The organism is Nonomuraea sp. NPDC049624, from assembly GCF_040675255.1.
GTDB lineage: Bacteria > Actinomycetota > Actinomycetes > Streptosporangiales > Streptosporangiaceae > Nonomuraea.
The window spans coordinates 100,348-121,986 of the sequence record NZ_JBFAOR010000005.1; the positions used below are offsets into that span (position 1 = coordinate 100,348).

The window sequence follows — 21,639 nt, forward strand, 5'->3', positions numbered from 1 at the left end:
AACGGATCCTCTTCTCGCTGTGATCGTCAGGCGTCGCAGGACGCCTTCTGGGTGGGCCAGGCCCGCCGGCACCACCGGGTGTTCACGCCGGGCCGGGCGTCACGGGCGACGCGGACGTGCAGGGTGCCCGCCTCGTCGTAGAGGGCGGCCTTGCCGTACCGGTAGGCCAGGATCCTGGCGCCGTCGAACGTCCACCATTGCCCGCTGTCGCCCGGCGCGCAGGGGGTCAGGAGGGCGTCCTGCTTCCTGGGCCCCCGAGCGGTCAGGCATCGGCGGTCGTACCTCTCGTGGTCGTTCCGGATCATGAACGTCCCGGGCACCCCTGTGGCCCGGGAGATGTCCTCGACGTGCCAGAGCTGCCAGCCGTCCTCGGGCTTGCCCGCCTCCCGGTTGCAGGCCAGGGAGCGGACGTCGGCGCCGTCGTTGGCGTCCAGGCAGTCGCCGGTGCCCGCGTTGACGAACCTGACGACGCCGGTGCCGCCCGCCGCCGGAACGGCGGTTCCGGCGAGCGCCGGCGTGAGCAGCGACAGGGTCAGGGCGACGAGCAGGCGCATGGATCTCCTCGGCTTCTCGGCGGCGTGGCAGGGCCCAGTCTCGGCGTGGCGATCATTGTCCGGAAGCCCGTTTCGCAGCATGGACAAACTTGATCGAATCGGGGTGAAGTCGTATTTGCGCTGGTTTGTGGTTCTCAGGGGACATGGGGGGAGCGCATGGGACGTCGTGAACAGGCCGTGGATCCGATGGACGGCCCGGTCGCCGCTTTCGCGGTCGAGCTGCGCAAGTTACGGGAGCAGGCGGGGTCACCGTCCTACCGGGTGATGGCCGCGCGGGCCCACTTCGCCGCCTCCACGCTGGCGCAGGCCGCCGCCGGGGAGAGGCTGCCGACCCTGCCGGTCACGTTGGCCTACGTCCGCGCCTGTGGCGGCGACGAGCGGGAATGGCGGGTCCGCTGGGAGGAGACCCTGGCCGCCGACCGGGAGCGGGCATCCGTGGCCGCCGCGTGCGAGCGGGCGCCGTACCGGGGGCTGGCCGGCTTCGAGGAGGCCGACCGGGCCTACTTCTTCGGCCGGTCCGCGCTGGTGGAGCGGCTGGCCGGCATGGTGAAGGCGCACCGGGTGGTGATGGTGGTCGGCCCGTCGGGCTGCGGCAAGTCCTCGCTGCTGCGCGCCGGGCTGGTGCCGGCGCTGCGGCCGCGCGCGGCGCGCGTCGTCACGCCGGGGGCCCATCCGGTCCTGCCCGCCGCCGCCGCGGGGGAGCTGGTCGTGGTCGACCAGTTCGAGGAGGTGTTCACGCTGTGCGAGGACCCCGCCGAGCGCGGGGCGTTCGTCGACGCGCTGGTGGCCGCCGAGTGCGGGGTCGTGCTCTCCGTACGCGCGGACTTCTTCGGACGGTGCGCCGACCATCCCCGGCTGATCGAGGCCGTCGAGGACGCCACCGTCCTGGTGGGCCCGATGAGCCCGGCCGAGCTGCGCCAGTCGATCGTCAAGCCCGCGGCCACCGCCGGCCTGATCGTGCAGCGCGAGCTGACGGCCCGGATCCTGGAGGAGGTCACCGGGCAGCCCGGCGGCCTGCCGCTGATGTCGCACGCCCTGCTGGAGACCTGGAAACGCCACCACGGCAAGGCGCTGACGCTGGCGGCGTACGAAGCCGCGGGCGGCATCGCGGGCGCGGTCGCCCGCACCTCCGAGGAGCTTTACGCCGGCCTGACCCCGGCCCAGCAGGACAGGCTGCGCCATCTGCTGCTGCGGCTGGTCATGCCCGGCGAGGCGGGCGCGCAGCCCACCCGCCGCCCGGTAAGGCGCTCGGAGCTGCTGACCGGCGACCCCGGCGACCCGGGCCCCCTGCTGCTCGAACGCCTGACCGCCGCCCGCCTCGTCACCCAGGACGGCGACACGGTCAACCTGGCCCACGAGGCCCTGCTGACCGCCTGGCCCCGGCTGCGCGCCTGGGCCGAGGAGGACCGCGAACGCCTGAGAGTGCACCGGCGGCTCACCGAGGCGGCCGCCACGTGGGAGGAGCACGGCCGCGACCCCGGCGCCCTCTACCGGGGGCTGCGCCTTGAGCTGGCCCGCGAACACCTCACGGCCCGGACGCTCACCCCGGCCGAACGCGCCTTCCTGGCCGCCAGCGACGGCGAGCGCAGGAAGGGCAGGCGGCGCACCGCCGTCCTGGCCGTCCTGGCGGTGTTCCTGCTGGTCACGACGTCCCTCATCTGGCAGCGGAGCCTGGTGAACGGCCAGCAGAAGCGGGAGCTGCACGCCCGCGACATCGCCGGGACGGCCGAGACCCTGGCCCTGTCGGAACCGTCCCTGGCCATGCGGCTCAGCCTGGCCGCCTGGAAGCTGGCCGATCTCCCCGAGACCCGCGCGGCCCTGCGCGCGGCGAGCCTCCAGCCGCAGCAGGACGTCTTCGCCGACCAGGACGTCTCCCCGGACACCCGGCGGAGCCTGAGCGCCGACGGCCGCTGGCTGATCAGCGCCACGGCCACCCGGGTCACCCGCTGGGACCTGCGCACCCACCAGCCCCAGGTCACCGACGCGCCGGCCCACTCCGAGGCGGCGCCGCCGCCGTCGCTCGTGTGCAGACCCAGCGAACCGCTGCGCCTGCCCGACCCCGCGACCGGCGTCCTCGCCGCCCCCGCCTGGGCGCCCACCCCGACCGCCGAGCAGTGCCGCGAGGGACGCCTGCGCCTCTCCCCGGACGGACGGACGCTGCTCATGGCCACCCCCGCTCTGGTCAGAGTGTGGGACGTGGCCTCGGGAACGGAGGCCGCCGCACTCAGCGCGCCGGGCGTGCGCGAGATCGGCTTCAGCGCCGACGGCGCCTTCGTCGCGACCGCCGGCGAGGACGAGCTCCAGGTACGCGCCACGAACCACCTCCAAGGAGTGCTCCTGCGGCACCCGCTCCACGGCGACCTGGTCGACGACCTCTGGATCGGCCCCGACGCCGGGGAGATCCGCTACCTGACCGGCCCGACCGTGCAGACCCTGCGCGTCGGCTCGGCCTTCACCCGCGACTGGCGCGAGGAGAGGGCGACCTCCGCCGCCTTCAGCCCGGACGGCGGGAGCCTGCTCGTCACCTACCGCGACCGTGTCGAGCTGCGCGACGCGCGGACCGGAGAAGAGCTGCCCGGTCCGCCCCGGCCCGCCTGCCCGACGCCCTGCTGGATGCAGGCCGCCTTCAGCCCCGACGGCCGGACCCTCGCCTACGGCGACGCCTACGCCGCCTCCTTCACCGCGACGTTGTGGGACCTGGCCGGCCGGCGGATCACCGGCCAGTCGCCGCCCTTCCGTCACGGCGGGCCGCTCGCCTTCGCCCAGAACGGCGAGCTGCTGCTCATCAGCGGCGCCTCGGTCGGGCAGGAGGCGCTCACGAGCTGGAACACGCGCACCGGTGCCGTCACCTCGCCCTCCGGCGTCGCCGGCAGCCGGATCGCCGTCGCGCCGCGGGGAGAACGCCTGCTGACCGACCGGGGCGACGTCGCCTCGCTCCCGCCGCTGCGGCGGGCCGGCGGCGGCTCCGGCCCCGGCCCCGCGGAGGCGCTGGCCTTCAGCCCCGACGGCCGGTTCCTCGCCACCGGCGACACCAGAGGACGAACCGCCCTCTGGGACGGCGACCTGCGCCGCAACCTGGGCACGCTGCCCCCAACCGCCTCGGGAGCCGTGACCGCGCTCGCCTTCTCACCGGACGCCGGCCTGCTCGCCGTCGGCACGGAGGGAGGCGTCGTCCAACTGTGGGACACCGCCGGCCGCCAGCCTGTCGGCCCGCCCCTCGCCACGCCGGGCGGCGCGGTCCTCGCGCTGTCCCTCAGCGGCGACGCGCTGTCGGTGGCGGGCAAACACCTGCCCTTCCAGCGCTACGACCTCAGCACCGCCGGGGCCGCGAGCACCGTCTGCCGGCGGGTCGGCCACGGGCTCGGCCGGGAGGAATGGGCGAGGTACTTCCCGGACTTCCCCTACCAGCCGACCTGCGGGCCGCAGGACCGCTGACCGGCCTGGGAGCGGCTCCGGACGCTGGCTCACCGCTAGAGTGGGTGATCATGACGAGTGGACGATGGGCGTTGGGCGGCGACCTGAGCGTCGCCAGGGTCGGGTACGGCGCGATGAAGCTGACCGGCTGGCCGAAAGGCGACCGTCCCGGCAGGGACACCGCGCTCGCCGTCCTGCGCCGGGCCGTCGAGCTGGGCGTGAACCACATCGACACCTCGCACTACTACGCCCGCGACGGCGTGGCGGCCAACGAGCTGATCCGGGAGGCGCTGCATCCCTACCCGGGCGACCTGGTGATCGTGACGAAGGTGGGCGCGCTGGTCGAGGGCTCCGACCTCGCCCTGCCCGCCGCGGGCAAGACCGGCCTCACCCCCGACGGCCTGCGCCGCGGCGTCGAGGCGAACCTGCGCTCGCTCGGCGTGGACCGCCTCGACGTCGTCAACCTGCGCATGGGCGACCTCGACCGCGCCGGGACGCCGGTCGCCGGTGCGCTGGAGACGTTGCTCGCGCTGCGTGAGGAGGGGCTGATCCGCCATCTCGGCGTCTCGAACGTGACCCCCGCCGAGTTCGCCGAAGCCCGGAAGACCGCGCCGATCGTCTGCGTCCAGAACCTCTACAACCTGGCCAGGCGCGAGGACGACCCGCTGGTGGACGCCTGCGCCGAGGCGGGCATCGCGTATGTGCCGTTCTTCCCGGTCGGTGGGTTCCAGCCGCTCACGGCCCAGCGCCTGGACGCCGTCGCCGCCCGCCACGGCGCGACCGTGCCGCAGGTGGCGTTGGCCTGGCTGCTGGCCCGATCGCCGAACATCCTGCTCATCCCCGGCACCGGCTCGCTCGCCCACCTGGAGGAGAACGTCGCCGCCGCGTCCCTGAAGCTGACCGAGGAGGACCTGGCCGACCTCGCCGGCCAGGTGCACTGACCACGGAGCCCGAAGGACCACGACAGGCGCCAGCCGTTGACGGTCGGGGTGGTCCGTGGCCGAGCGGCTCAGCGGCGGACGCGGTAGCGGATGTGGGTGGCCTCCGGGGTGTCGATCACCTGAAGGATCTCCAACTCGATCTCCGACGGCAGGACGTCGAACAACCGGCGTCCTGCGCCCAGGAGTACGGGAATGTGGTGGATCTGCACTTCATCCAGCACACCGGCCTGGAGGGCCTGCTGCACCGTGTACGCGCCGCCGCGAATCTGGACGTCCCGTTCCCCGGCGGCGGCCTTCGCCTGCGCCATCGCGCTCTCGATCCCGTCGTTCACGTAGGTCACCAGCGGATAGCCCCATCGGGCGGCCGGACCGGGCGGCCGATGGCTGGGGACGAAGATCGGGAGACCGTTGTGAGAGCCGCCCCAGTGGTCCATGAGCTCAGCGGTCCGCCGTCCCGCGAGGATCGCACCAGCTCCGTTCCATTCGTCCTGGAACTGCTTGACCGGCCCGGGATGCTGGTCCGAGTCAGCCCACTTGTGCAGCCGCTCACCGTCGTCGCCGCCGAGGTAGTCGTTGGGATCGGCGATGTACCCGTCGAGGGACATCGACATGTCGAGCACTGATTTGGACATGGCCCACTCCCTGTCTGCCACGGCGCTAACTGTGTCCTTAGGACACTGTGTACGCTAGAGACAGTTTTGACCGCTGGCAAGTGGGAGGCGACATGTCGGCCAACGAAGATCCGAGGGCGCTGGCCGAGCTGTTGTGGGGCCTGCGGAAGCCGCACACCAGAGGCCCCAGGCCCGCCTTCGACCTCGCCCGGCTGGCCGACACCGCCGTCAAGGTCGCCGACGCCGAGGGCCTGGAGGCGGTCTCCATGCAGCGCGTCGCCGCCGAGCTCGGCCTCACCAAGATGGCCCTGTACCGCTACGTCAACGGCAAGACAGAGCTGATGGCCATCATGATCGAGGCGGCGGTCGGCACACCCCCCGACCTGAGCGGGGCGGCCGGCTGGCGGGCCAAGCTGGAGGAGTACGCCCGCGCACTGTCCGCCGTCTGGCGGCGCCACCCCTGGCTGCCCTCGATCACCGTGGGCGACCGCGTCATGGGCCCACGTGAGACCGCATGGTCCGAAAGAGCCCTCAGCGCCCTCACCGACACCCCCCTGACCGAACGCGAACGGCTTGACGCGGTCATGATGGTGTCCCACCACCTCCGCGCCACTCACCCGTCGGCCGCCCAAGGCTCTCAGACCTGGACGGACGGCAACGCCGCCGCCATCATGCGAGACCTGCTGCTCCTCAACGCCGGCCACTTCCCGCTGCTGGCCACCACCGTGGCCACCCCGTCAACCACCACCACCCGGGAATTCGGCCTCCTCGCCCTCCTCGACGGCCTCGAACGCACCATCACTCAACGCACCCACAACAACGGCGACGACCGAACGGCTTCGCGCTCCGACCCTCCGTGAGCGGCGACCGAACACGATCTGCCCACCGCCGGCCGGATTCCGGCCGGCGCCACTCCCGCGGCCTCTGTGAGTCTCGTCCAGTTGCGTCTGCACCTCCTGGGGGAGGGAACCGCAGCGGGCGTACCCCGATCCGGGGTGTCCGCGCCGACGTTCCTCGGCCTGCCCTGACCCGTCGAGCCCGGCCTGTACTGGATCAGTCCAGGGCGCGGAAGCTTCCGATGTTGCCCTGTTTGGTGGTCCCGGGCTCCACGGGGTCGAAGACCTGGATCCGGCAGTTCGAGTCCGGGAAGACCAGGACGATGCCCGAGGTGCGGTTCAACAGGCTGCTGCCGGGGCCGAAGCCGGGGTGGCATTGGTTGGGCTGGGGTTCGTGATGATCCTGCTCTGACCGTCGGGAGAGAACAGGCGCACGACGCCGGGGGCGGCGGCCGCGGGGGTGGCGCAGACGAGCGCCAGGGCGACGGCGGCTGAGACGGCGGGGATGGGTCGCACGAGAAGTCCTTTCGAAAATGACCGATTCCATCACACTATGCAACTATAAAATTACTTAGAGTAACTATCCTTGACGGTACAAGGACCTCCCTGATCCGAGGTGAGCCAGGTGACGGCCTGGACCTCCGACAGCTACTGCGACCCCCGACAGCGCGGGGACGACGCTGGGACCGAATCAGAGGCTGGGCCTGCGCCATGGCGTTGACCTGGCAGGATCCCCTTCGGTTGAGCAGACCGTCGCTGTGACGCCAGGACGCTCGAATCCCCGAGCGGGGCGCATGCGATGGTCAAGGTCTACGGCGACCGCGCTTACAAGTACGTGGCGATGGTTCGCCATCAAGGAACCACTGTGGCGTTGGCGATGGACGCGGCGCGCCGAACGTCGCCTCTCCCGACCGTCCGCGCAGCATGGTCAGGCTGAACAGGGTCTCGGCCATCGGGCCCAGCGTCGGCGCCACCCTGATCCGCGCCAGGTCGTCGCCGGTGAAGTGAATTCTGTGCATTCGCCCCCGAACACGTCGCCGTATCGGTAACGGAATGCCGCCGATCGGCCACGCACGTCGCTGAGCGGCGGGATTAAGCCAGGACTTACAAGCCTCCCGGCAGCTGATTTCTTCCTGCGACAGTGAGCGGGCCGCCTTTCCGTGGAAAGGCGGCCCGACCCGACCTCAGGCGAGTCCACTTCGGGGGAATTCACGTGTCAGGACGACAGTTGCGGCATGCCCTCATCGGGCTGGCCGTGCTTGGCGGATGCGCGGTTGCGCCGGTTGCGCCGGTGGAACCGGACGTTCTCCAGCAGGCCGAGCAGGTTCTCATCGGCGCCTGCATGAGCGGGCGGGGCCTGCGGTACTGGCCGGAGCCGAAAAGCAGGACTCCGGACATGGACCGTTTTCCCTTTGTCGTGGACGACGAGGAATGGGCGCGGAACAACGGGTACGGCAGGGCGGCGAGAAAGGAGCTGGAAAAGGCGGCCGTCCCTGCGCAGAACTACTTCCGCGGCCTGCCGGAGGGGAAAAGGCGCGCCTGGCTGACCGCCTACCACGGCGACCGGTCCGCCGTCCTGGAGGCGGCGCTGCCCGTCGGCGGCACGGTGGGTCACAGTGCCGGCGGCTGCGTGGCGCAGGCGTGGCAGGAGCTCTACGGGGACAAGGCGCGCTGGTTCCGCGCCAGCAGGGTCACCCAGACGCTCGTCCAGATGCGGATCGGCCGGACCCAGGCCGACCCCGCCTACGGGGCCGCGCGTCAGCGCTGGTCCGCGTGCATGAAGGCGGCCGGGTTCACCGCCGACACGCCGCTGGCTCTGCGCAGGGAGCGTCTGGCCGACCAGGAGGGCGGCGCGGAGGACCGTGACCGGCGGGCCGCGACGGCGGAAGCACGCTGCGCGGCCTCCTCCGGCTTGTCGAGGACGGCACGCGACCTCGACCAGGCCAACGCCGCCGCGCTGGAGGCGCGCTATCCGGCCGAGTACCGGAACGCGCGCAGCCTGCGCGAGGCGGCGCTGCCGAGGGCGCGTGCGCTGATCAGGAAATCGCTCATCGCTGAACAGGGAGAGGAAACCCCATCGTGAAGGTTCTGAGGAACGCGTTGCTCGGCGTCATGACCGTGGCCGCGGTGCTGACCGCCTCGACGGCGGCCTACGCCGAGCCGGCCCCCGCGCCCACGTCCGAGGCGGCGAGGCCGGCGGTCGAGGCGGTGAAGCCGCAACGGCCCGAGGGCAAGCCGAAGATCCAGTCGGGGCTGCCGGTGCGGGCGCTCAACGCCGACGGCAACTTCTACGTCTGGTCGGACGACATGAACAAGGCGCTGCTGTACACGGGCGACGCCTACAACGGCTGGCCGTCCGGCTGGAACAACAAGGTGGACGTGGTGTGGAACAACGGCTACCCCGGTCCGTACGACGACGTGAACATCTACGACTACGCGCCCTGGTCCGGCAGCGCCTACGCGTGCATCGGCAACGGCGACTACTGGGACCTGCGCCGCACGGACATCAACTACGTGTTCTCCTGGGTCAACGACGGCGCCGACGCGTGGCAGCGAGAGCCGCTGGGCAGGCGCGTGCACGACAACGGCAGCGGCCACATCTGGGTCGACTGGTGCGGTAACAACAACCGCTAGACACGCATCCGGCCCGTCTTCCCCCACGGCGGGAAGACGGGCCTCAAAGATGGCCTGCCGCAGCTGTCACCGCGTCCGAGGGGCCGATCTGTCGGCGGCGTCGAGGAACCGGGTGCCCCAGTTTCTGAGGTGATCGACGAACTCCGGCGATTCGAGCACCTCGAATTCGGCGCCGATGTTGCCCAGCGCCTGCGTGGGCCAGTCCAGGCTGGTGGAGACCATCGTGAGCCGGCATCGACCGGGGGCGACCGGTTCGATCTCACCCCATCGGCCGGCCGTCCGGCGCACCTGTTCCGCCGGTGCGTGCACCAGCGCGACGACTGTCTTGGCGGTGGGAACCTGGGCCGCGGCGCGGACGAACGCGGCGGCGTCCCCGCCGGGCAGCGGCCGTGGCAGGAAGGAGGCGCCGGTGTTGCGTGGCCGGGCCAGCCGGTCGAGGCGGAAGCTGCGCCAGTCGTGCCTGGTCAGGTCGTAGGCCACCAGATACCAGCGGCCCGCGAGCGCGACGAGGCGGTGGGGCTCCACTTCGCGTTCGGTTCGCGCGCCGGCGCGTGTGACGTAGTCGAAGCGCAGCCGTTCCTGGTCCCGGCACGACTGGGCGATCATCGTCAGCACCTCGGCCGGGATCACCGGCCCGGCCGAGGCCGCCGAGACGGTCATCGCGCGAAGCGCGTTCACCCGGGCCCGCAGACGGGGCGGCAGGACCTGCACCACCTTGGTCAGCGCGCGCACCGCCGCCTCCTCCAGCCCCGCGATGCCGCTCTGCGCCGCGTCTCCCATGCCGACCGCCAGCGCGACCCCTTCTTCGTCGTCGAGCAGCAACGGCGGCAGCACGGCTCCGGGCGCCAGCTGGTAGCCGCCGTCGGTGCCTCGGGAGGCGTGCACGGGATAGCCCAGCTCGCGCAGGCGATCGACATCCCGGCGAAGGGTGCGTTCCGACACGCCGAGCCGTTCGGCCAGATCCGCGCCGGGCCAGTGGCGGTGCGTCTGCAGCAAGGACAGCAGGGTGAGCGTGCGGGAACTGGTGTTGGCCATATCGCCATTATCGGGATACTTCCGGTCAGAAACTGGCCGGAAGCCTCCCTAGGGTGGTCATATGATCACTCACGAGGTTCAGTTGACCGCCCAGATCGCCGCCGTCCCTGGCCCCGAGCACTTCACCGTCGTTCCGGCCGAGATCGAGGGCGAGGTCGTGGTCCGTACCGACCACCTCGGGCTGGCCGCCACCTATCTCGAACTCATGCGCGCCGACTGCCATCTGCCGATCCCGGCCTGGCAGCCCGGCCGGCGGGTGGGCGTCATGGCGATCGGCACCGTGCTGAGCTCGGCAAGCCCTGACCTGCGGGAGGGCGACCTGGTCCAGTCGATGAGCGGCTGGAGCACGCACTCGGCGGGACCGGCGGCCTCCTACGTCAAGCTCGACCCGGACGCCTACCCCGACCCGAGCTACCACCTGGCCCAGGGCCCGACCGCCTACCACGGCGTCGCGGACGTGGCCGAGGTCGGCGAGGGCGACGTCGTCTTCGTCTCCGGCGCGGCCGGCGGGGTCGGCTCGCTGGCCGGGCAGATCGCCCGCAACCTGGGCGCCAGGAAGGTGATCGGCAGCGCGGGCAGCCAGGCCAAGGCCGACTACCTCGTGGACGAACTCGGCTTCGACGCCGCTTTCGACTACCACCACGACCCGCTCGCCGCGCTCAGGAGACTGGCCCCGGAAGGCATCACCGTCTTCTTCGACACCGTCGGCGGCGCGTTGTACGACGCCGCGCTCGAAGTCGCCGCGCCGGGTGCCAGGTTCGCCCTGTGCGGCTCGTTGTCCACCCAGCTCGGCGCCGCCGCCGACCGTTTCCCCGTCCCCGACCGCGACGCCGCCCTGGCCAGAAGCGTCGAGCTGCTGCCGTTCTCCTGCCACCACACCCCCGACCAGGTCGCCGCCTGGCACCGCCACTTCCGCGCGGCGCTCGACCAGGGCCGCTTCGTCCACCCGCAGACCGTCGTCGAGACCGGCATCGACGGCGTGCCCGGCGCGTTCCTGGCCCTGCTGCGCGGCGAGTACCGCGGCAACGTCTCGGTGCGGCTGGCATGACCGTCCTGTCCCGCCGGACGCTCAACCGGGCCCTGCTCCAGCGGCAGTTCCTGCTGGAGCAGACCGACCTGACCGCCCTGGAGGTGATCGGCCGCCTGGTCGCCATGCAGGCGCAGGAACCGAACTGGCCCTACGTCGGCCTGTGGGCCCGCATCCGCGACTTCTCCCACGCCGACCTCACCGCCCTGCTCGCCCAGGGACGGGTCGTGCGGTCCGGCTTCCTGCGCAGCACGATGCACCTCGCCGCAGCCGACGACTTCCGCCGGCTGCGGCCGGTGTTGCAGCCCGTCCTGAACCGCACCGCCGACTCGGCGCACTTCCGGCGCAGCAACGCCGGACTCGACCCCGGAACGCTGGTGGCCGAGGGACGCGCCCTGCTGCGGGCCGGGCCGCTGCCCAGAAGGGAGCTCGCCAAGCACCTCGCGACCGTCCATCCGGGCCGCGACGGCCGAGCCCTGGCGGGTGAGATCGAGCTGCGCACGCCGCTCGTCCACGACGCGGCCACCGCGTCCTGGGGCGGGTGGGGGACGCGCTCGTCGATCACCGTCAGCGACGCACCGGTCGACGCCCCGCAGCCCGCCGCGCTCCGCGACCTGGTGCGCCGCTACCTGGCCGCCTTCGGGCCCGCCACCGTGGCGGACGTCCAGACGTGGTGCGGGCTGACCCGGCTGGACGAGATCGTCTCGGACATGGGCGCGGATCTGCGCCACTACACCGGCCCCGACGGCCGGCGCCTGCTCGACCTGGCCGACGTCCCGCTTCCTGACCCCGACACCCCCGCGCCGGTGCGGCTGCTGCCCGCCTACGACAACGCCCTCCTGGGCCATGCCGACCGCAGCCGCATCATCGCCGACGCCGACCGCAGGCACGTCTTCCCCGGACAGGCCAGGGTCCTGCCCACCGTGCTCGTGGACGGCCACGTCCGCGGCACCTGGTCCTTCACCGCAGGCGAAGTACGACTGGCCCCGTTCACAAGCTTCTCCCGGGACGAACGGCAGGCGATCGACGACGAGATCAGCCGGCTGCTGCCGTTCCTGTCGCGCCGCCGAACGTGACGACCCGTGCGTCCGGCCGGCACCAAGCCGGAGTTTCCGGAGAAGACGCCATCCTTCATACGTTCGTCGATCTTGGGTCAATTGTCGGCGAGGGCAGGCTTTCGGGTGCGTCCTGCAGGGGAGAGTCGCGGCATGACCACGGATGCCCGGCCCACGGCCGATGACCTGCTGAATTACGCCAGGAAGCTCCATGAGCTGGCCGTCCTGCTGAAGTTCGACAAGGACTTCGAGAGCAGGTTCAGCGCCGCCGTCGAGGCGGGCGACGAGCGTGAGCTCTCCGGTCTGCTGGCGCCTTTGGGGTTCGAACGGACCTCGATCGCGGACGAGATGGCCGAACGGGGGGTGTGCGAGCGGTGCACCTTCTGGCACGGGAAGTGGGTCTGCCACCCGATCTGCAGGTAGCCCCCGCATCTGTTCCGCGGGCCGTCACAGGACGGTCAGGTGGCCGTAGCTGGACAGGGTCGCGGCCAGGTCGCCGGAGCTGCCGCGGAGTGTGGCGTCCAGAAAAGCGACGGTGGCCGCCGCGGTGATGCGCGGCCCGGACGTCCGGCCGAGAGAGCCGACGAGCGCGGGCAGGGGCGGCATGAAGAGCGGGGCGTCGGTGAAGGTGAGGTGCGCCGTGCCGGGGACGGTGAGCCGGTAGCCGGTCGCCGTGCTGAGCTGGAGCACCTGCGTGAGGCGCGGGATGTAGTCCGGCGTCTCGCCCGGTTCGAGGTCGTGGGTGAGCGCGAGCACGGGCTGGTGGAACGGTCGCGCGGCGGGGTCGCGGGGGAAGCCGTCCAGGTCGATGACGGCTGCGAAGCGGGGGTCCTGGCGGGCGGCCTGCAGGGCGGCGGCGCCCCCGAGGGAGTGACCGGTCGCCGCGGCGCGGCGGGTGTCGAGCCGCCCGCTCAGGAGGCCGGGGATCTCGCCACGGTCCAGGCGGCCGAGCTGGGTGAGCACGAAGCTGAGGTCCGCGGCCCTGACCGCCGTCCATCCGGCCGCGCGCCTGTTGTCCTCCGCCTGGTCGCCGGTGACCGCGACCTGGGTGCGGACCGTCCGGCCGTCGGCGAGGGTGACGACGGCCGAGTCGTACGGGTGGTCGAGGGCCGCCACGACGTATCCGCGGCTGGCCAGTTCCTCGGCCCACGCGGTGTTCTGGGTGCGCACGCCGCCGAGCCCGGGCGAGAACAGCACCACGGGGAACCGGTCGCCGCCGGCCGCCGGCGCATCGGGCACCGAACGTGTGCGGGCGCGTGGCGGCTCGTCCAGGATGAACGCTGGAAGGCCCAGGTAGTCGGCCTGGCCGCGGGCGACGACCTGGGCGTCTCGCGCCGTGCGGCCGAGGTACCGCGCGCGCTCGGCGTCCGGGGGGACGTCCTGCGCGGGATACCAGAGCTGGACGACGACCACCCGCTTGTCATCGGTCCGGGACGTGGCGGCTTCCGCGCGATCAGGGTCGGCCCACTGGACGACGGTGGTGCCGACGGCGTGGGCGCCCGACGGCTCCGGGAACACGGGCAGGGGCAGCGCCCACGCCGCCGTCGCGCCCACGACGATCAGGGCCAGGCATGCCGCCGACCCCGGCAGCGCCACCCACCACCGAGCCCGCCGCCCGGCACGCCACCCCAGCAGCGAGGGCGCAGCGAACGCCAGCGCGACGCCCCCGCCTGCGAGGACGGGGAGGAGTTGCCAGCGGATCCCGAGCACGGCCAGCACGCCCGCGGACACCACGAGGGCCGCCGCACCGGCCAGGGCCGACGGCCGGCGCGCTCCGGGCGGCAACCAGCGGGCCAGCACCAGCACGACGGCGGAAGCCAGGGCCAGGAGCTCCAGCAGGGACAGGCCGAACGCGGTCACATTCATGTGCTCACAGTCGCGCAAGGACCTCGGCCGAACATCGGGCCCGAGGCCGAGAGCCGCATGCGACCCCGGTATGACCCCCGCGACCAGTCTGCGCCCGGAGTCGCAAGCGGCCGCGCTGCGGCGATCACGGCGGGCTAGCCGAGGAACGCCGCCCGGTTCTCCTCGGCCCAGGAGGCGAACGTCCGCGCGGGCCTGCCGGTCAGTTCCTCCACGACCGCGGTGAGCTCGATCGGACGGCCGTCGCAGCTCTGCCAGTAGTCCAGCAGGGCGTCCGCGAAGGTCGCGTTCATGTACTGGGCCATGTCGGCCTTCCACTCCTGCCTGGTCACGGGCGTGATCGCGATGTCCCGCCCGATGACGCGGGAGAGGATCTCGATCTGCTCGGTGAACGTGAGCGACTGGGGGCCGGTCAGTGTGTACGTCCTGCCGCCGAGGCCGGGGTCGGCCAGAACGGCGGCCGCCACCGCCGCGATGTCCGCTTCGTGGATGGCGTCGACGTGCGCGTGCGGGTAGGGCAGGTTGATCGGCGTCCCGGACTTGACGGCCCACGACCACGCCATCGCGTTGCCGCAGAAGGTGCCGGGCCGCAGAACGGTGCTCGGCACGGGCGAGGCCGCCAGGGCGCGTTCCGAGACGAGATGCGTGGCGGCCAGGGGGCTGCTGTCGGGATCGGGCATGAGCACGGCGGCGGACGACAGCAGCACGACGTGCTCGACCCCGGCCGCCTCGGCCGCCGCGGCGAACTCCTGCGCGTGCGACGGCTCGGCGTACAGGAACACCGAGGTCACGCCGGCAAGCGCAGCGCCGAAGGTGGCCGGATCGCCCAGGTCGCACCTGACGACGGACGGGTCGGCGGGGGCCTTGGAGGCCGGACGTACAGAAAGGCCCTGCTCGCGCAGGAGGCCGATGAGGGCGGTCGCGACGGCGCCGCGAGCGCCCGTGACAAGAACGGTCATGTGGGTGCAGATCCCTTCGCAGACGCTTCGCGACGTGAGCGCGACGCCTGTCGATAGAATGAGAGCGCGACACAGAAGTTGTGTCACGCAAATAGTGTGTGACGAAGATTATGAACAGTATGGAGCCGCACGTGTCAAATCGAGCCGAGATGCTCAAGCGCATCAGCGACGAGAGCCAGCGCCACTACGCGGCCTACACGCTGTTCAACCAGGCCATGGCCGACCAGCTCGGCCTGCACCCCACCGACCTGCAGTGCGTCGCCCTGCTCGACCTGGAGGAGCGGCCGGTCAGCACCGGCGAGATCGCCCGCCTGGCCGGCCTCACCCCCGGATCGGCCACCCGCCTGGTCGACCGCCTCGACAAGGCCGGTCTGGTCGTACGGCACGCCGACCCAGCCGACCGCAGGCGCGCCCTGGTCGCCCTGACCCCGGAGGCCCGCGCCCGGATCGGCGCGGCCTGGGACGTCCCAGGCAGGGCGTTCGTCGAGATGCTCGACCATTACGACGACGACGCGCTCGCCCTGATCGCCGACTACCTGGAGCGGGCCGCCGCGGTCGGCCGCGCACAGGCGCAGCGCCTCACGACGTCCGCCTAGGGCGTGCGTTCCGCGGCATGCGGCCCACGGTTGGCGACGGCCTGCTGGAACAGCGCTGATATCCACTCTGCAATCGCCTGGCCTCCCCTGCCAATATTGGACGCCGCAAGATCTGTTCTGATCTGCTGGGCGGGCATCGATGTCCCTCCGGGCCGATCAGATCAAGGTCTGGGCCCGTGAAAGAGCAGGTGTTCGACCATGGCCCTCGGGCAGCCCGTCTCGTCCCGCCGTGCGTTGCTGGCCGCCGCGGCTCTCCTGCCGCTGGCCGGCCGCCCGGTCGAAGCCGCCGCCGCCCCCAGGCGTGCTCGGCAGTACTACGACCGCGCCGCCGCCCTGGCCGGCGACGACCCGGTGCTGCGGGCCCTGGTCAAAGCGCTCGCGCCCGGCCTTGCGATGCCGAAGCCGAAGCCCCTCCGCCCGTTGCGCGTCTTCGACGACGTGGCGGTGCTGGGCACCACCTTCGTGCAGGCCACAGCGCTGTTCACCGCCGGCGGCATCGTCCTCGTCGACGCGATGGGCTCCCCGGACGATGCCGAGAAGATCATCGTCCCGGGGCTGCGCGCCGTGGGCGCGGACCCCGCCCGGATCAAGTACGTGGTGGTCGCCCACGGCCACGCCGATCACTTCGGCGGCGCCCGGTTCCTCGCCGACCACTACGGCGCCCGCGTCATGATGAGCCGGAGGGACTGGGACCTCATCGCCGCCGAACGTCCCGCGAACGCGCCCGTACGCGACCTGGAGATCGCCGACGGACAGCAGCTCACCGTCGGCGGCACCACCATCGCCTTCCACCACACCCCCGGGCACACGCCCGGCACCGTCTCGTCGATCTTCCCCGTGCACTGGAAGGGACGGCGGCACACCGCGATGTTCTGGGGCGGCACCAACCCGCCCGCCGCGACCGCGGACAAGCGCATCGCCCTGGCCTCCGTGCGCGCCTTCGCCGCCACGATGCGGCGGGCGGGTGTGGAGGTCGAGCTCACCAACCACGGCGGCGTCGACGACGGACTGACCCGCATCGAGCAACTGCGCGCCGGTACGACGGGCGCGGTCAACCCGTTCGTCATCGGCCGGGCCAGGACGCAGCGTTTCATGAAGGTCATGGAGGTCATGCTGCGCGGCCGCATCGCCCAGGACGAGGAGACGTCCGCCGGCCCGGTGACGGCGGCACGGGACGTCCCGTCGCGCTAGCCTCTGCGGGCGAGGCGCTGGAGCTGCCCTTCGTGCACGCTGCTCACCCACTCCCAGCCAGGCCTGGCCGACGGGCCGATCCGCGGATCGGCGGAGACGTGGCCGTCCCGCAACGCCAGCACGTACGCCCGGTCCTGTTCGATCCGCGCCTTCACCTGCTCGCATCCGCCGACGGAACCATGGCCGGGGACGACGACGTCCACGCCGCCCGCCACCTCCTCCAGCAGCCGTAGCGCGGTGAGGTAGTCCTCGATCGGGTCGGCGGTGCCGTCCAGGTCGAGCATCGGAACCAGGACGTCGGACAACATGTCGCCGGCGACGAGGACCCCGCGTTCCCCGATCAGCAGCGCCGCGTGGCCCGGGGCGTGTGCTTGATGCTCGACGATCCGGATCTCGGGGCCGTCCCAAGGGATCTGTGTGGTTCCGGCGGGCAGGCCGGTGATGAGGCCGAGCAGGTCCAGCGGCACCTGGCCGGCGATCTCGGTCTCCAGCAGGTGGTCGGCGACGCGGGCCTTCGCGTCCTCGTCCGGCAGCTGCTCGCGGACGGCGGCCGCGCAGCGCGCCGTGCCGTATCGGGGCGCCTCGCCGAGCCGGGGGTGCCAGAGCAGGTGATCCCAGTCCGGATGCGTGGAGAACCCCGCCACGACGGGCCGGCCCAGTTCGCCGAGGTCGTCCGCGAGGCAGTCCATCTCGGCGCCGGTCACTCCGGGGTCGATGAGCAGCACACCGGCCCGGCCCCGCACCGCGACGGCGTTGCTCTGCACGAACTCGCTCTCGTGGACCCACACCCCCTCCGCGACCTGCCTCAGCATGAGCTCGCCTCCTTCGCGTCCCGGACGGCGTAGTGATGCGGCTCCTCTTCGACACGCAGCCGTTCGCCGGCGCCGGCGTCCCTCGGAACCTGCTCGATCCGCAGGTCGAGGGACACCTGCATCGAGTAGACGAAGCGACCCATGAGTTTCTCCCCAGCAAAAGTGCTTGCAATTTGCAACTACTATAGAGGGAGCGAAAACCCTGTCAATGAGGAGAGGAATCGTGGAACCACGGTCCGGATGCCCGATCAACGCCGCCGTCGAGGTGCTCGGAGATCGCTGGACGTTGCTCGTGCTGCGCGACGTCATGTTCGGCGACCGCCGTCACTTCCGGGCGCTGCTCACCGGGTCGGTCGAGGGCATCGCCTCGAACATCCTCGCCGACCGCCTGGTGCGGCTCGTCGAGGCGGGGCTCCTCACCCGCGGCACCGCCGTGCGGGGTCAGCGCGCCCGCTACAGCCTCACCGAAGCCGGCATCCAGACCCTTCCGATCATCTACGCCCTCGGCAACTGGGGCCTCGACTGGCGTCCGGGCAGCGACGACCTCCACAACCGGCAGCAAGCCATGCGGGACGAGGGCCCGGCCTTCATCGAGGAGCTCATGGACGAGCTGCGCGTCCGCCACCTCGGCGCCCCGCCGAAACCGCACGACGGCCCGGGCCCGTTCGAACGCCTCGACGCCGCCCGCGCCGAGGCCACCCCGCAGGACCACGTCGACCGACGGTGACGGCGGTCCGCTACCGACTGGCCGGTCTCGCGGCGAACCGTTGGACCGGCACGGTGACGGCGCGGCGCGGTAGGGGCGCTGCGCGGCTATGCGTCGCGCGTCCGTAGCAGCAGTCCGCCGGCCAGGAGCGCCGCGGTGGCCCAGGCCGCGAGTACGCTCAGGCCGGCCCATGGGCTGAGAGGGAGCGCGGCGAGGCCGGTGGTGGCCTGGACGGCGAGCCCGGCGTTCATCGGGGAGATCTGCCAGAGAAGCCGCTGCCAGTCATCGTCGGCGATCATGAGGATGAGGGCGGGGAAGAGGTAGAGCAGGCCGAGCACGACCCCGATGGCGGTGGCGGAGTCCCGTACGGCGGTGGCGACCCCCAGGCTGAACAGGGCGATCAGCGCCAGGTAGAGGACCGAGCCGACGGCCGCGCGCAGCATCGGACCGCTGGTGAGGACGAGCGTTTCGGTGGGGAAGCCGTTGCCGAGCAGGATGGGCCGCGCAGCCAGCGCGGAGGCGAGCACGGCGACGCTCCCCGCGATCAGGGTCAGGCCGGCCAGGATGATCGCCTTCGCGGCCAGGACGCCGGTCCGGCGCGGCATGGCGGTCAGGGTGAGGCAGATCATGCCGGTGCCGTATTCGCCGGTGATCGCCAGGACGGCCAGGACGGCGACGACCGCCTGGCTCACCTGGACCCCGAAAAGGCCGATCCTGGCGGGGTCGTAGCCGCAGCCCTGCGCGGCACAGGACACGACGGCGCAGGCCGCGACGCCGGCGGCGACGGTCAGCACCACGATCGCGAGCAGCAGCCAGGCGGCGCCGGGCAGGGTGCGGAGTTTCGTCCACTCCGCATGCAGGTGCTCTCTCATGCGTCCCTCCGGCGGAGTCGAAGGACGGCCAGGCCGAGGGCGAGCGCGGCATAGCCGGCCGGCACGGCCAGACCGGCCCACGGCGGCAGCGGGTAGAACCCGGCGATGGGCGAGTAGTGGCCGAGCACGTGCGCGTACTGCGGGATGCTCTGCTGGACGGCGAAGCCGGCCGCCGGGGTGAGCCGCAGCAGCCACTGCGCCGCGCTGTCGGGCAGGACCGAGGTGGTGGCGAGGACGTGCGGGACCACGATCACCGCGATCGCGGTGATGACCGCCGCGACGCTGCGCCGCAGCAGCGCGCCGAGGGCGAGGGAGAGCACGGCGGCCAGGGCGAACAGCGCCGCCGTGCCGACCACGATGCGCGCCTGGGTGAGCAGGGACACCGGGAGGACGGCGTTGCCGTTGTCGCGCAGAATCCGCCCGCCGGCCGCGAACGTGATCGCGACGGCGGGCAGCGCGGCGGCGAAGGTGACCAGGCCGAGCGCCAGGGCCTTGGCGGCCAGCATCCGGCCGCGGCGCGGGCCGGCCAGCAGGGTGACGCGGATCAGGCCGTGCCGGTACTCGGCGGTGATGAACATGACCGCCACCACGATCACCAGGATCAGCCCGGCCGGCACGCCGCTGAGGGGACGTTCGGCGGTCGGCCCCTCGATGGCCGGCGCGATGTCGCCGACGCCGGTGACGGAGAAGGTGCCGCCGGACTGGCCGGCGCGGCCCGGGTGATGCTCGGCCCCGTCGGGACCGACGGTGACGCCGATGTCGTCGTTGCGCCACCCGCCGGACGCGCTGCCCTGCAGCCTGACCTGGTCGAACTCGCCGGTGGCTTCGGTGAATCGGGCCGCCGCGACGGACCCGCCGAGATCCCCCTGCGTGACCGTCAGATCCCCTGGGGAGGTCGCGAACAGCCCGGCCTGTACGGTCTGCGGGAGTCCGGCCAGGGTCACGGTGCCGATCCGCGTCCAGTTCGTGCCGTCGGCGGATTCGGATCCGGTGAGGGTGTCGCCGGAGCGGGTCAGCCGCAGCCAGCGCGGCGACTGCGGGGAGACGCCGCCCGCCCGGCCGGCCAGGTCGTGGGTGAAGTTGTGCTGCATCCGCACGCCGTGCGCGCCGGTCATCATCACCGCCGCGTAGGCAGAGCCCTGCTTGGTGCTCTCCTTGATCATGACGCCGGCCTTCGCCCACGGCACGAGGCCGGGAACCACGTTGCGCTGCCCGGGGGTGACGCCGGGCTTACGGATCTGGCCGGTCATGGAGGTGAGGCGGACGGTGATGCCGCCGTCTCCGGCCAGCGGCCGGTGCACGAAGAAGAACTTGTCGTCCACCGCCTCGCCGCCCGGACCCACCACAGGCGGGGGACAGGCGACCTCGACCGGACCGGCGCCGCACGAGGCGTGGCTGCCGGCCGCGGACAGCAGCCCGAGCAGCACGGTGACCAGCGCCGCCGCGGTCATGGCCACCACCCAGCCGCGCACCGTCCGGAATTTGATCCACTCGGCGCGCAGCAACCGCCCGAAGCCCCCGCGCGCGGCGGGGCGTTGAGTGTGTGTGGTCATCGTGTCGTTCCCCGGTATTCGACCGCGTCGGCGGTGAGGTCCATGTAGGCCTGCTCCAGCGTCACCCGGTGCGTCGCCACCTCGGAGAACGGCACCCCGTTGGTGTTGAGCACCGCCACGATGCGCTCCGATGGCAGCCCTGAGACGACGATCGTGTCGCGATCGGTCACGGCCATCGTGGCGCCGGCGTGACCCAGCACGGACATCGCCTCCGCGTGCGCCGCCGTGCGCAGGGTGACCCGGCCGCGGGAGGCGGTCGTGAGGAGCTCGGCCACGCTGGTGTCGGCGATGACGCGGCCCTTGCCCACCACCACGAGATGGTCGGCGGTGTCCTCCAGTTCGCTCATCAGATGGCTGGACACCAGCACGGCCCGCCCCTCACCGGCCAGCGACCGCAGGAAGCCGCGCATCCACACGATGCCCTCGGGATCAAGACCGTTGACCGGCTCGTCCAGCATGAGCACCGGCGGGTCCCCGAGCAGCGCGGCCGCGATGCCGAGCCGCTGGCGCATGCCCAGCGAGAAGCCGCCCGCCTTGCGCCGGGCGGCGGACTGCAGCCCGACCTGCCGGAGCACCTCATCGACCCGCCTGCCGTCCAGGCCCTGGGAGTGGGCCAGCCACAACAGGTGGTTGCGCGCGGTGCGGCCGGGCTGCAGCGCGCCGGCGTCCAGCAGCGCGCCGACGTGGGTGAGGGGGTTGCGCAGGCTGGTGTACGGCCGTCCGCCGATCAGCGCGTGGCCCTCCTCGGCCGCGTCCAGGCCGAGGATCACCCGCATCGTGGTGGACTTGCCCGCCCCGTTCGGCCCCACGAACCCGGTGACCTGGCCGGGCAGCACGGTGAACGACATGCCGTCCAGTGCCAGGGTCGGGCCGAACCGTTTGCGCAGCCCGCTGACTTCAATGGTTGCTCGCATGCGACCCGTTGTACGGACCCGGCCCTAACACGGGCCGAACAGAGGCTGTCACATCGCTGTTAGGTC

Annotated in this window: 22 protein-coding genes; 11 read left to right on the top strand and 11 right to left on the bottom strand. The window is 72.2% G+C overall.

From position 1 onward, the window contains the following. Positions 1 to 26: 26 nt before the first annotated feature. Positions 27 to 554 carry a ricin-type beta-trefoil lectin domain protein gene (locus AB0J76_RS21275; RefSeq protein ID WP_352328197.1) on the bottom strand — a complete coding sequence of 176 codons (528 nt, stop codon included), beginning with the start codon at positions 552 to 554 and terminating at the stop codon, positions 27 to 29. Positions 555 to 710: 156 nt separating this feature from the next. On the opposite strand from AB0J76_RS21275, the gene AB0J76_RS21280 reads away from it, so the two are divergent. Both AB0J76_RS21280 and AB0J76_RS21285 read left to right on the top strand, forming a co-directional pair. Further along, a complete protein-coding gene (locus AB0J76_RS21280; RefSeq protein WP_352328196.1) occupies positions 711 to 3,989 on the top strand; it encodes a hypothetical protein in 3,279 nt (1,092 codons plus the stop codon). Between the two features lie 50 nt (positions 3,990 to 4,039). Then, the gene (locus AB0J76_RS21285) at positions 4,040 to 4,909 is read left to right on the top strand and encodes an oxidoreductase (protein WP_352328195.1); all 870 of its coding nucleotides are present in this window, start codon (positions 4,040 to 4,042) and stop codon (positions 4,907 to 4,909) included. A gap of 68 nt (positions 4,910 to 4,977) precedes the next feature. Here the strand turns inward: AB0J76_RS21285 and AB0J76_RS21290 are convergent, their stop codons facing one another. Continuing rightward, positions 4,978 to 5,541 carry a dihydrofolate reductase family protein gene (locus tag AB0J76_RS21290; protein WP_352328194.1) on the bottom strand — a complete coding sequence of 188 codons (564 nt, stop codon included), beginning with the start codon at positions 5,539 to 5,541 and terminating at the stop codon, positions 4,978 to 4,980. Positions 5,542 to 5,633: 92 nt separating this feature from the next. On the opposite strand from AB0J76_RS21290, the gene AB0J76_RS21295 reads away from it, so the two are divergent. Beyond that, the gene (locus AB0J76_RS21295) at positions 5,634 to 6,380 is read left to right on the top strand and encodes a TetR/AcrR family transcriptional regulator (RefSeq protein WP_352328193.1); all 747 of its coding nucleotides are present in this window, start codon (positions 5,634 to 5,636) and stop codon (positions 6,378 to 6,380) included. A gap of 193 nt (positions 6,381 to 6,573) precedes the next feature. Here AB0J76_RS21295 and AB0J76_RS21300 read toward each other — a convergent pair whose 3' ends face one another. Beyond that, complete coding sequence (locus AB0J76_RS21300) at positions 6,574 to 6,699, bottom strand: hypothetical protein (protein WP_352328192.1); 126 nt, start codon at positions 6,697 to 6,699, stop codon at positions 6,574 to 6,576. 885 nt (positions 6,700 to 7,584) lie between these two features. Between AB0J76_RS21300 and AB0J76_RS21305 the strand changes: the two genes are divergently transcribed. Both AB0J76_RS21305 and AB0J76_RS21310 read left to right on the top strand, forming a co-directional pair. Further along, positions 7,585 to 8,439, top strand: coding sequence for a hypothetical protein (locus AB0J76_RS21305; RefSeq protein WP_352324632.1), 855 nt, complete (start codon positions 7,585 to 7,587; stop codon positions 8,437 to 8,439). Continuing rightward, positions 8,436 to 8,990 (top strand): hypothetical protein, encoded by a 555-nt coding sequence (locus AB0J76_RS21310; protein ID WP_352324631.1) that lies wholly within the window; start codon positions 8,436 to 8,438, stop codon positions 8,988 to 8,990. Before AB0J76_RS21305 ends, AB0J76_RS21310 begins: the two co-directional genes overlap by 4 nt. Positions 8,991 to 9,056: 66 nt before the next feature. Here the strand turns inward: AB0J76_RS21310 and AB0J76_RS21315 are convergent, their stop codons facing one another. Continuing rightward, complete coding sequence (locus tag AB0J76_RS21315) at positions 9,057 to 10,025, bottom strand: YafY family protein (protein WP_352324630.1); 969 nt, start codon at positions 10,023 to 10,025, stop codon at positions 9,057 to 9,059. Positions 10,026 to 10,086: 61 nt separating this feature from the next. Between AB0J76_RS21315 and AB0J76_RS21320 the strand changes: the two genes are divergently transcribed. The 3 genes from AB0J76_RS21320 (at position 10,087) to AB0J76_RS21330 (ending at position 12,530) form a co-directional block, all read left to right on the top strand. Then, complete coding sequence (locus AB0J76_RS21320) at positions 10,087 to 11,073, top strand: NADP-dependent oxidoreductase (protein WP_352324629.1); 987 nt, start codon at positions 10,087 to 10,089, stop codon at positions 11,071 to 11,073. Next, positions 11,070 to 12,128 (top strand): winged helix DNA-binding domain-containing protein, encoded by a 1,059-nt coding sequence (locus AB0J76_RS21325; protein WP_352324628.1) that lies wholly within the window; start codon positions 11,070 to 11,072, stop codon positions 12,126 to 12,128. The genes AB0J76_RS21320 and AB0J76_RS21325 overlap by 4 nt, the downstream gene beginning before the upstream one ends. Positions 12,129 to 12,260: 132 nt before the next feature. Continuing rightward, complete coding sequence (locus AB0J76_RS21330; RefSeq protein WP_352324627.1) at positions 12,261 to 12,530, top strand: hypothetical protein; 270 nt, start codon at positions 12,261 to 12,263, stop codon at positions 12,528 to 12,530. 24 nt (positions 12,531 to 12,554) lie between these two features. On the opposite strand, the gene AB0J76_RS21335 is transcribed toward AB0J76_RS21330, so the two are convergent. Beyond that, complete coding sequence (locus AB0J76_RS21335; RefSeq protein WP_352324626.1) at positions 12,555 to 13,973, bottom strand: hypothetical protein; 1,419 nt, start codon at positions 13,971 to 13,973, stop codon at positions 12,555 to 12,557. Between the two features lie 134 nt (positions 13,974 to 14,107). Then, entirely contained in the window at positions 14,108 to 14,929 is an 822-nt protein-coding gene (locus AB0J76_RS21340; protein ID WP_352324625.1) for an NAD(P)H-binding protein, read from the bottom strand. Positions 14,930 to 15,060: 131 nt separating this feature from the next. Between AB0J76_RS21340 and AB0J76_RS21345 the strand changes: the two genes are divergently transcribed. Together AB0J76_RS21345 and AB0J76_RS21350 are read left to right on the top strand one after the other, a co-directional pair. Then, positions 15,061 to 15,525: a MarR family transcriptional regulator gene (locus AB0J76_RS21345; protein ID WP_352324624.1), complete on the top strand. Its 465-nt coding sequence runs from the start codon at positions 15,061 to 15,063 to the stop codon at positions 15,523 to 15,525. 198 nt (positions 15,526 to 15,723) lie between these two features. After that, a complete protein-coding gene (locus AB0J76_RS21350) occupies positions 15,724 to 16,716 on the top strand; it encodes an MBL fold metallo-hydrolase (RefSeq protein ID WP_352324623.1) in 993 nt (330 codons plus the stop codon). On the opposite strand, the gene AB0J76_RS21355 is transcribed toward AB0J76_RS21350, so the two are convergent. After that, on the bottom strand, positions 16,713 to 17,528 hold the full coding sequence (locus AB0J76_RS21355) for an MBL fold metallo-hydrolase (protein ID WP_352324621.1): 816 nt from the start codon (positions 17,526 to 17,528) through the stop codon (positions 16,713 to 16,715). The two genes, AB0J76_RS21350 and AB0J76_RS21355, sit on opposite strands and share 4 nt — an antisense overlap. Continuing rightward, positions 17,522 to 17,671: a hypothetical protein gene (locus tag AB0J76_RS21360; RefSeq protein ID WP_352324620.1), complete on the bottom strand. Its 150-nt coding sequence runs from the start codon at positions 17,669 to 17,671 to the stop codon at positions 17,522 to 17,524. Before AB0J76_RS21360 ends, AB0J76_RS21355 begins: the two co-directional genes overlap by 7 nt. Positions 17,672 to 17,751: 80 nt before the next feature. Here AB0J76_RS21360 and AB0J76_RS21365 point away from each other — a divergent pair, with 80 nt between their 5' ends. Next, a complete protein-coding gene (locus AB0J76_RS21365; protein WP_352324619.1) occupies positions 17,752 to 18,255 on the top strand; it encodes a helix-turn-helix domain-containing protein in 504 nt (167 codons plus the stop codon). 86 nt (positions 18,256 to 18,341) lie between these two features. Here AB0J76_RS21365 and AB0J76_RS21370 read toward each other — a convergent pair whose 3' ends face one another. The 3 genes from AB0J76_RS21370 to AB0J76_RS21380 are packed head-to-tail and all read right to left on the bottom strand — an operon-like array spanning position 18,342 to position 21,573. Then, the gene (locus AB0J76_RS21370; protein ID WP_352324618.1) at positions 18,342 to 19,106 is read right to left on the bottom strand and encodes an ABC transporter permease; all 765 of its coding nucleotides are present in this window, start codon (positions 19,104 to 19,106) and stop codon (positions 18,342 to 18,344) included. Beyond that, a complete protein-coding gene (locus tag AB0J76_RS21375) occupies positions 19,103 to 20,659 on the bottom strand; it encodes an ABC transporter permease subunit (protein ID WP_352324617.1) in 1,557 nt (518 codons plus the stop codon). Before AB0J76_RS21375 ends, AB0J76_RS21370 begins: the two co-directional genes overlap by 4 nt. Then, the gene (locus AB0J76_RS21380; protein WP_352324616.1) at positions 20,656 to 21,573 is read right to left on the bottom strand and encodes an ATP-binding cassette domain-containing protein; all 918 of its coding nucleotides are present in this window, start codon (positions 21,571 to 21,573) and stop codon (positions 20,656 to 20,658) included. Before AB0J76_RS21380 ends, AB0J76_RS21375 begins: the two co-directional genes overlap by 4 nt. Positions 21,574 to 21,639 lie beyond the last annotated feature (66 nt).

Coding starts and splice junctions, on each gene's coding strand:
- AB0J76_RS21290 (WP_352328194.1), bottom strand. CDS start 5,541: ATGTCCAAATCAGTGCTCGACATGTCGATGTCCCTCGACGGGTACATC.
- AB0J76_RS21330 (WP_352324627.1), top strand. CDS start 12,261: ATGACCACGGATGCCCGGCCCACGGCCGATGACCTGCTGAATTACGCC.
- AB0J76_RS21370 (WP_352324618.1), bottom strand. CDS start 19,106: ATGAGAGAGCACCTGCATGCGGAGTGGACGAAACTCCGCACCCTGCCC.
- AB0J76_RS21275 (WP_352328197.1), bottom strand. CDS start 554: ATGCGCCTGCTCGTCGCCCTGACCCTGTCGCTGCTCACGCCGGCGCTC.
- AB0J76_RS21340 (WP_352324625.1), bottom strand. CDS start 14,929: ATGACCGTTCTTGTCACGGGCGCTCGCGGCGCCGTCGCGACCGCCCTC.
- AB0J76_RS21355 (WP_352324621.1), bottom strand. CDS start 17,528: ATGCTGAGGCAGGTCGCGGAGGGGGTGTGGGTCCACGAGAGCGAGTTC.
- AB0J76_RS21285 (WP_352328195.1), top strand. CDS start 4,040: ATGACGAGTGGACGATGGGCGTTGGGCGGCGACCTGAGCGTCGCCAGG.
- AB0J76_RS21320 (WP_352324629.1), top strand. CDS start 10,087: ATGATCACTCACGAGGTTCAGTTGACCGCCCAGATCGCCGCCGTCCCT.
- AB0J76_RS21350 (WP_352324623.1), top strand. CDS start 15,724: ATGGCCCTCGGGCAGCCCGTCTCGTCCCGCCGTGCGTTGCTGGCCGCC.
- AB0J76_RS21360 (WP_352324620.1), bottom strand. CDS start 17,671: ATGGGTCGCTTCGTCTACTCGATGCAGGTGTCCCTCGACCTGCGGATC.
- AB0J76_RS21280 (WP_352328196.1), top strand. CDS start 711: ATGGGACGTCGTGAACAGGCCGTGGATCCGATGGACGGCCCGGTCGCC.
- AB0J76_RS21375 (WP_352324617.1), bottom strand. CDS start 20,659: ATGACCACACACACTCAACGCCCCGCCGCGCGCGGGGGCTTCGGGCGG.
- AB0J76_RS21380 (WP_352324616.1), bottom strand. CDS start 21,573: ATGCGAGCAACCATTGAAGTCAGCGGGCTGCGCAAACGGTTCGGCCCG.
- AB0J76_RS21335 (WP_352324626.1), bottom strand. CDS start 13,973: ATGAATGTGACCGCGTTCGGCCTGTCCCTGCTGGAGCTCCTGGCCCTG.
- AB0J76_RS21315 (WP_352324630.1), bottom strand. CDS start 10,025: ATGGCCAACACCAGTTCCCGCACGCTCACCCTGCTGTCCTTGCTGCAG.
- AB0J76_RS21295 (WP_352328193.1), top strand. CDS start 5,634: ATGTCGGCCAACGAAGATCCGAGGGCGCTGGCCGAGCTGTTGTGGGGC.
- AB0J76_RS21325 (WP_352324628.1), top strand. CDS start 11,070: ATGACCGTCCTGTCCCGCCGGACGCTCAACCGGGCCCTGCTCCAGCGG.